Annotated in this window: 7 protein-coding genes; 1 reads left to right on the top strand and 6 read right to left on the bottom strand. The window is 56.3% G+C overall.

All coding sequences use genetic code 11. The annotated features are described in order from the left end of the window. From VGE80_RS00925 to lysS, 5 genes are all read right to left on the bottom strand, one after another. The coding region (locus tag VGE80_RS00925; RefSeq protein WP_440591343.1) for a hypothetical protein at positions 1-1,059 on the bottom strand (1,059 nt) is incomplete at its 3' end. A 191-nt stretch (positions 1,060-1,250) separates the two neighbouring features. After that, complete coding sequence (gene ilvE / locus VGE80_RS00920) at positions 1,251-2,114, bottom strand: branched-chain-amino-acid transaminase (RefSeq protein ID WP_373649649.1); 864 nt, start codon at positions 2,112-2,114, stop codon at positions 1,251-1,253. Positions 2,115-2,210: 96 nt separating this feature from the next. Next, positions 2,211-2,921, bottom strand: a complete 711-nt coding sequence (locus VGE80_RS00915; RefSeq protein ID WP_373653838.1) for an ABC transporter ATP-binding protein — start codon at positions 2,919-2,921, stop codon at positions 2,211-2,213. A 193-nt stretch (positions 2,922-3,114) separates the two neighbouring features. Then, the gene (locus VGE80_RS00910; RefSeq protein ID WP_373649650.1) at positions 3,115-4,629 is read right to left on the bottom strand and encodes an ABC transporter permease; all 1,515 of its coding nucleotides are present in this window, start codon (positions 4,627-4,629) and stop codon (positions 3,115-3,117) included. Between the two features lie 43 nt (positions 4,630-4,672). Beyond that, positions 4,673-6,130, bottom strand: a complete 1,458-nt coding sequence (gene lysS / locus VGE80_RS00905; RefSeq protein ID WP_440591342.1) for a lysine--tRNA ligase — start codon at positions 6,128-6,130, stop codon at positions 4,673-4,675. A gap of 483 nt (positions 6,131-6,613) precedes the next feature. Here lysS and VGE80_RS00900 point away from each other — a divergent pair, with 483 nt between their 5' ends. Then, positions 6,614-6,946, top strand: a complete 333-nt coding sequence (locus tag VGE80_RS00900) for an ArsR/SmtB family transcription factor (protein ID WP_440591341.1) — start codon at positions 6,614-6,616, stop codon at positions 6,944-6,946. A gap of 132 nt (positions 6,947-7,078) precedes the next feature. Here the strand turns inward: VGE80_RS00900 and VGE80_RS00895 are convergent. Next, positions 7,079-7,610: endonuclease/exonuclease/phosphatase family protein (locus tag VGE80_RS00895; protein WP_440591340.1), on the bottom strand; the 532-nt coding region annotated here is incomplete at its 5' end.

The raw sequence follows: 7,610 nt of genomic DNA, 5'->3' as shown, positions 1-7,610 counted from the left end.
ACCAGCGATCGTCAGACTGAGTGCGACGTGCCAGCTCAGTCGATTTGAAAAGAGCGACAAGAGGATGAGGCCGGCTGCAACAACCGTGAAAGAGGTCCGAATGGGAATCCCGAAATTCAAGAGGATCGCCGTAATTGCGACTGCAAGTCCGACGACTGTCATCAAGGGGTTGGAAAGCGTTGTGAGAGGATCGACGGATGTTCGTTCCGACGCCTGCTGATCCGCCCGTCGTAGATCATGCCTTAGACTGAAAGCGATCGCGCCCAGTCCGAGTCCGTACAGGGCTCCGAAAGTGAACTCCATCATCTTCCACCATTCCCAGCCAAAATAGGGCTTTGGCAGGGTCTGTCCCAACGCGATGAAGAGGCTTCCGAATCCGAATCCCGCAGCGCCGGCGACGAGGCCACCCAGGGCAAATGCGGTGGAGACCTTCTCGCGGTGGAGTCCCCACAGGTAGACCAGCAGACTGAAGGCTCCGAGCGTGATGGCAACCCAGGCTTCTTCGCGAGGTTTCTCCAACGGGTTCGAAAAGTAGAGGTACTTTGGCTTGTCGATCAGTTCACGGCAGAGCAACGTCACCCCGACCATGATCAGCAGTCCCAGGGCAAGCTCCCACCAGCGGTATTTCGGATGCATGAATCCCAAGCCGACCAGCACACCTCCCGAGATGCCCCACATGGCACCTTTGAGAGTCAGGCCAGACAGCCCCCACAGCACCGTGCCGGGATCGCGCAGGAAACCGATTGTCTGCCCGTAGGTTTCTTGCCCACCCAGTCCAATTCCAACGGTTCCAATTGCCGCGACAATCCCCAGAGAACTCTTCCAACCGAGAAGGAGGGCCAGACTGAGCATCACGATCACTCCCGGGATCAATGCTCCGATGGGGCCGCCGCCGATGGTTCCCCGCAGTCCCCAGCCTAAGGACATCGCAATCACAGGGAGGAGTAGAAACAAGGCAAGTGAGTCGGTCGTCGATTGAGGCAGACCGTCCTGCGATGGAGGTATGGTGTTCTCAGTCGATGTCGATGTGCCGCCGGTCGAAGTCGAAAGGGACGTCAAGATGGCGATTCCGGTTCTGGATCGAAAATCGGGCCCGTAAAGGAGCCCGACTCTATCCCTCCACCAGATCCCAATCAAGACTGCATGCGAGACCTGTTAAGGAGTCGAACGAGTTGGCGTATCCCCTCAATAAAAAAAGCGGATGCCGGGAATCAGTTCCTCCTGGCATCCGCAATCTTCAGCGAGACAGCTTACGTTTCCGAGCGAGTCAGCTTCTGGAATCGAGCGAGCAGATCTTTGGTCACGGGGCCTGGTTCACCCGATCCGATCTTGCGACCGTCGAGGCCGACCACAGCCACCACTTCGGCGGCTGTCCCCGTCAGAAACATTTCGTCAGCGATGTACAGGTCGTGTCGGGTGAGGGATGTTTCGCGAACTTCGTATCCCGCTTCGACGGCGAGCTCCATCACCGCGTTACGCGTGATCCCTTCGAGGATCCCGGCGTCCAGACCGGGTGTCAGGAGCACTCGATTCTTGACGATGAAGATGTTGTCGCCGGTGCATTCGGCAACTTCACCTTTGTGGTTCAGCATCAGGGCTTCGACCATGCCCGCATCCGTTCCTTCGATGCGTGCCAGGATGTTGTTCAAGTAGTTCAACGACTTGATACGCGAGCTCAGTGCGCCAGGGTGATTGCGAATCGTGCTGGCGGTGACCAGTTGCATCCCCTTCGTGTACGTTTCGGGGGGATAGAGCGAGATCGTGTCGGCGATGATGATCACCTGAGGGTTGCTGGTTTTTCGAATATCCAGTCCCAGACTTCCCGCTCCGCGCGTCACAACCAGCCGCACATAGCCATCGTCGATGTTGTTGGCTTTCACGGTTTGTTCGACGGCCGCTTTCATGTCCGCTGGGGACAGGGGGATGACCAGCCGAATGGCCTTGGCACTCTCGTACAGGCGGTCAATGTGCTGCTGGTGCAGGAAGACGCGACCACTGTAAACGCGGATCCCTTCGAAGACACCGTCCCCGTACAGGAGTGCGTGATCGAACACACTTACTTTGGCATCGGCTTCGTCGACGAGTTTGTTGCCGAGAAAAATTTTTAGAGCCATCAGCCGCGGTTCCGGTAAAAGAAGCCCGTCCTCATAACGAGTCGGGCTTTACTCATGTTCATGAAAATCAGGGTAGCAAGAACGGCACGCGGATGTTCAGGCCGCGTCGCTCAGGGACTCAATTCGTCCTTCGCACAACCTGACTGTGCGATGCGCTTCAGCCGCGATGGATTTATCGTGAGTCACCATCATAATAGTCAGCTGTTCCCTCTCATTCAATCGGGACATCAGGTCGATAATCTCGCGGCCCGTTTTTGCGTCGAGGTTCCCGGTCGGTTCATCGGCGAGCAGAATTTCGGGCTGAGCCACCAGGGCGCGGGCGATGGCCGCACGCTGCATCTCGCCACCAGACAGTTCAGACGGTTTGTGAGCCAGACGATGGCCCAGGCCGACGCGGTCGATCATCGATTTCGCACGATCCTGGAATTCACGGCGGCGAGTCCAGTAGTTCCAGATCGAGTGTCGGATCATCAGGGGGGCCAGCACATTTTCCATCAGGCTGAGTTCCGGCAGCAGATGATAGAACTGGAAGACAAACCCGAACACGCGGTTACGCAGTTCATCCCGAGTCCGGGCCGGCAGGTCATCGATCCGCTGACCGTCGAGCTGGACTTCGCCGATATCGGGCGTGTCGAGCAGGCCGATCAGGTGCATCAGCGTGCTTTTTCCCGAACCCGACTGGCCGATGATCGACAGGAACTCACCCTTTCGAACGGAGATATCGACACCGTGCAGAACGGGAACGCTCTGTTCTCCCTTTCGGTAAGACTTCTGGACGGCCAACGCAGCGACATGAGGCATGGGCATGTCAATGGACTCCGATGTCGTAGCATTCAGCGAAGGAGAGATGAGAGCTGGCATGGCTTCCGTTCCGTGAAAACGATGTTGTTATGTGTTTGCTGCCGTCCGGGCCAGTCGTGTTGACGCAGAACCGGTTCCCTCTGTCTGTCGTCGTTAATTTGTTCCGAAGGCCGTATCAGGTTGACGATCACAGTCCGGGTCATTCATACCTGAGTGCCTGCACTGGTCGCAATCGGGCGGCCCGGCGTGCTGGCAGTACACTCGACAGAACGGCAATCGTCACGGCTCCGAAGGCGACCCAGCAAACGGTGAACGGGTCAACGTAGGTGGGAATATCCTTGAAGTAGTAGATCTGTTCGGGAAAGACTTCGCGTCCCGTCAAGAAGGAGATGACCTTCTCGATCTCATTGATGTAATGAACGAACAACAAGCCGACCACCACTCCGGCACCGGCACCGACCATCCCCAGCAGCAGGCCATAAGTCAGGAAGATCGACATCACGCCAGAAGAACTGGCCCCCAGTGCTTTCAGGATTCCGATGTCACGCGTCTTTTCCACCACGATCATGAAGAAGATGGCCAGGATTCCGAACCCCGCGACGGTAATGATCAGGAACAGCAGGATGTTCAGAATCGACGATTCCACATCGACCGCCGCCAGCAGCGGCCCCTGTCGTTGTTCCCATGTATTCACGTTGAAAAACTCGGGACTGAAGTTCGCTTTCAGAATTTCCAGTACTTTGGGAGCGTCGCGATAGTCCTTCAGCTTAATCTGGAGTGAGGTAAACGCCCTTGTTTGAGTACCATCTTCGTTCTGTCGCAGCATCCCCCGGACTTCCTGCAGCTCTTCCAGGTTGCAGTACACAAGATTCGAATCGTATTCGCTCATCTTGGTCTTAAACGTATCGACGACCGTCGCGATGAAGTACTTCGGAGCGGGGGTCCCGGCCGAGTAGGTCGTGATCCGCACGTCATCGCCCGGCTGAATCATGTTGTACGTTTTGGGCTCTTTTGTTTCCGGATCGATTCCGAGATAAGTCGCCAGTCCGACGCCGACGTAGAGTCGACCTTTCTGCGGCTGGCCAAGCGTATCCTCTTCGACGGTAGGTTCTTTATCCAGAGCGAAAGGATCCTCGGACGAGGGTTCGTCCATCTCACGCTGTGCCCGCATCTGCGAACTCAGTCGTTTCATCTGACGGTAGTACTCGGCGTTCGCTTCCCGGCGCTTCATTGCGGCGGGAGTCAGTTCCCAGCCCAGCGGTTCGTCTTTCGATCGCTCTGCAGGAATCTCTTTGTCGTTCTCGACCTGGGCCTGGTAACTCTGAAGATACTCAGCCAGGGGGCTCACTTCCGACTTGCTCTCGGGCTCAATCCCGACCAGATTGACCGGGTGAGGTACGTAGTCTCCCAGCGATTTGTAGCTGAGGATGGCGTGCACTTCGACGGTCGCCGTGACACCCGAAATGTACTTACCGACCAGCTCACGAACCCGCTGCTTATACCCTTCGGGATCGAATTCGCCGTTCATGCTGCGCGTTTCGATGATGACGTCGGACAGGATCCCCTGGATCCGATTCCGCATCTCACTGCCGAACCCGGCCATGACTGAATTGACCACGATCATCGTCGCCACCCCCAGGGTGACGCTGATGATGCTCGCCAGAGCGATGTAACGAGTCCGAAGGTATCGTTGGCAGAGAATCAGTTTGTACATTGCCAGTCCTTTGGCGTAGTCAGTTGGGATTCAGGCGTTTCGGCTATTGTTCGGGCTTGAGCAATGGGAAGAAGATCACGTCACGGATGCTGTTGGTGTTCGTCAGCAGCATGATCAGGCGGTCGATACCAATTCCCATTCCCCCTGCTGGCGGCATGCCAACCTTCAGGGCGCGAACAAAGTCGTGGTCCATCTTAGCCATTGAATCTTCTTCGGAAAGTCCGGCGAGCTGTGTCCGGAACAGTTCTTCCTGAAGCCGAGGGTCGTTCAGTTCGGTGTAGGCGTTGGCTACTTCCATGCCGTCCACGAACATCTCGAACCGTTCTGCGATCGTCGGATCGTTGCGCTTCCGCTTGGTCAGGGGGCACATCGAGGCCGGATAGTCGATGACGAAAACGGGTCCGATCAGTTTGTCTTCGACGGTTGCTTCAAACACGTCGTTGACGATGACGTCAGGATGGCGGCCTTCGGTGGGGATATGCAGCTTCTTCGCCACGGCAGCAACCGCTGCAGCGTCGTGCATGTCGCAGCCAGCGTGTTCACGGAACAGATCGCCGTAGCGGGCACGCTGGTAAGGTGGCGTGAAGTCGATGGTCTTCTCGCCCCAAGGGACGACAGCCGATCCATTGGCGGCGATCGCGGCCTGCGAAATCAATTTTTCGGCAAGGTCCATCATCGAGTTGTAGTCGCCATAGGCCTGGTACAACTCGATCATGGTGAATTCGGGGTTGTGAGTGCTGTCGACACCTTCGTTTCGGAAGACGCGGCCAATCTCATAAACGCGTTCAATACCGCCAACCATCAGCCGCTTGAGGTGCAGTTCAAGGGCAATCCGCAGGAAGAGCGGAATGTCGAGGGCATTGTGGTGCGTGATAAAGGGGCGTGCAGCCGCTCCACCGGCGATCGAATGCAGGACGGGAGTTTCGACTTCGAAGAAGGTTTCGCCGCGCAGCGTCTGACGGATCGAATCGATGATCCGCAGCCGCTTGAACATCCGATCCAGAACGCCTTCCGAGTAGATCAGGTCGACGTAGCGCTGTCGCAGCAGTTGTTCTTTGTCTTGAAGTCCGTGGAACTTTTCCGGTGGCTGAGCGAGCGACTTGCACAGGATCACAAGCTGGGTCACAAAGATTGTCTTCTCGCCCGTATTCGTCAGGCGCAGTCGTCCTTCGACTCCGATCAGATCGCCCAGGTCCAGGCAGTCCAGCAAGGCCCACGTCTCCGGGGACGAGTCTTTCTGGGACAGCATCAATTGGATGCGGCCTGAGTAATCCTGGACGTGCAGAAAGTTCAGTTTGCCCGTCTTTGGCCACTTCATGATTCGGCCAGCAACGCGCACAGTCGCTCCGTCAATGCCACCTTCGGTGGGACATTGTTCCCGCGCTTGCTCAATCGTGATATGACCGTCGAAACGCTGGCCCCACGGATCAAGGCCTAAAGCCTCGATCTTCGCGAGCTTTTCCAATCGAGCGGCTTCCAAACGGTCGGGCGTCTCGGACATCGAGCAAACTTCTCTATGAAAATGAGAAACAGCGAAAATGAGAAACAGCGGGGTCTAGGAAGGGTCGAACTATGCGGGAATCGGCAAAAAACGTCAATGGCAGCTCAAAACCTGCCGGAAATTGCTCTTGCAGTCCGCGACCGGTCTGAGTGTCCGCAGGGGACATCCCGATTGCAATTGGAGGGCGTATTCCTCCCCCAATTTAAATTGGATGCGGACGGAAACCCCTCACGGACTGGAGTGTTTTTCAACCATGCCGAGGACAATCATCCTCTTGCAGAATTCGTCCTCTCATACTCTAATCAATTTAGCAATGTTAGCGATTCTGTCCGGGTGCAAGACAGCGAATTGTCCCGCAGCGGGAGCACAGGACAGACAGCGCCGGGAACCTGATTGTTCGCAACTTTTAATTCGGTCGTCGGATCAGACCAGTCGCGTCGTGAAACCCCAGTCATTCACATCGGTGGATAAGGTCGATTCTCGTTGGAAAACGACAACTTTCAATCCAGAGCCTGCGCGGATCAGTTGAAGGCCCTCTCCGAGCCGATTCGGTTGAGGATCATCGATGTTTTGCGCCATGGTGAAATGACTGTCGGGGATATCGCGGAATTTCTGGAAGTCGAACTGGTGACGGTTTCGCACCATCTCAAGATCCTCAAACACGCGGGGTTGCTTGAGGTGGAACGTGACGGTCGATTTATGGTTTACCGACTCCGGAAAGACTTGCTTCAGAAGGTCGCTCAGAGTCGAAAAGAGTTTCTGAACCTGGGGTGCTGTCGAATCGAAGTTCCTCCCGTGAAGAATGACAAGTCGTAATGCGTCGCAGAGTCTGGGGGTCTCGTGCCCGGATGGCGATGGGAAGAGATCTTTTCACTTCCCATCAGCACTCACCGGTCAGCCGCGCCTCGTGATTCGACATCGACTTTGGGGCACCGTCAAAACCGGGGCTTATTCTGCACCCAGTCGTAGTTCTGCAACGACAGGAAGATGGTCTGACGGAAATCGGCCTTCCTTCTGGTCATCAAGAATTCGGGTCCGCAATGTTTTCACCGATTCCGTGGTGAAGACAAAATCGATTCGCTGTCCCGGCACGATCGCCGTGAATCCGTTCCAGGTCGAGTCGGGGCCTTCCGGCTTTTGCGCGGAATGGGCGTACGTGTCCCGAAAGACTGAGCGGCCTTCGATTCCTGCCCCGGTTATGGTGCGGTACGGCTCGGAATCGGGAGTGGTATTAAAGTCCCCGGTCAGGATGACGGGATGGTCAGCGAACTTTGCCCGCACGTATTTCACAATTAAGGCTGCGCTTTCCGCCCGGGCCTGGACCCCTCGATGATCAAAGTGGGTGTTCAGCACATAGAATTGCTTGCCCGACTGACGATCTTTCAGCTTGACCCAACTGGCGATTCGCGGGAGGGCAGCATCCCAGCCCTTGCTGCCAACTTCATCAGGAGTCGACGAAAGCCAGAATGTCGACTTCTCT

It is taken from the genome of Schlesneria sp., assembly GCF_036405755.1.
Taxonomy (GTDB): Bacteria; Planctomycetota; Planctomycetia; order Planctomycetales; family Planctomycetaceae; genus Schlesneria; species Schlesneria sphaerica.
This window is presented reverse-complemented; position numbering and strand designations above follow the sequence as displayed.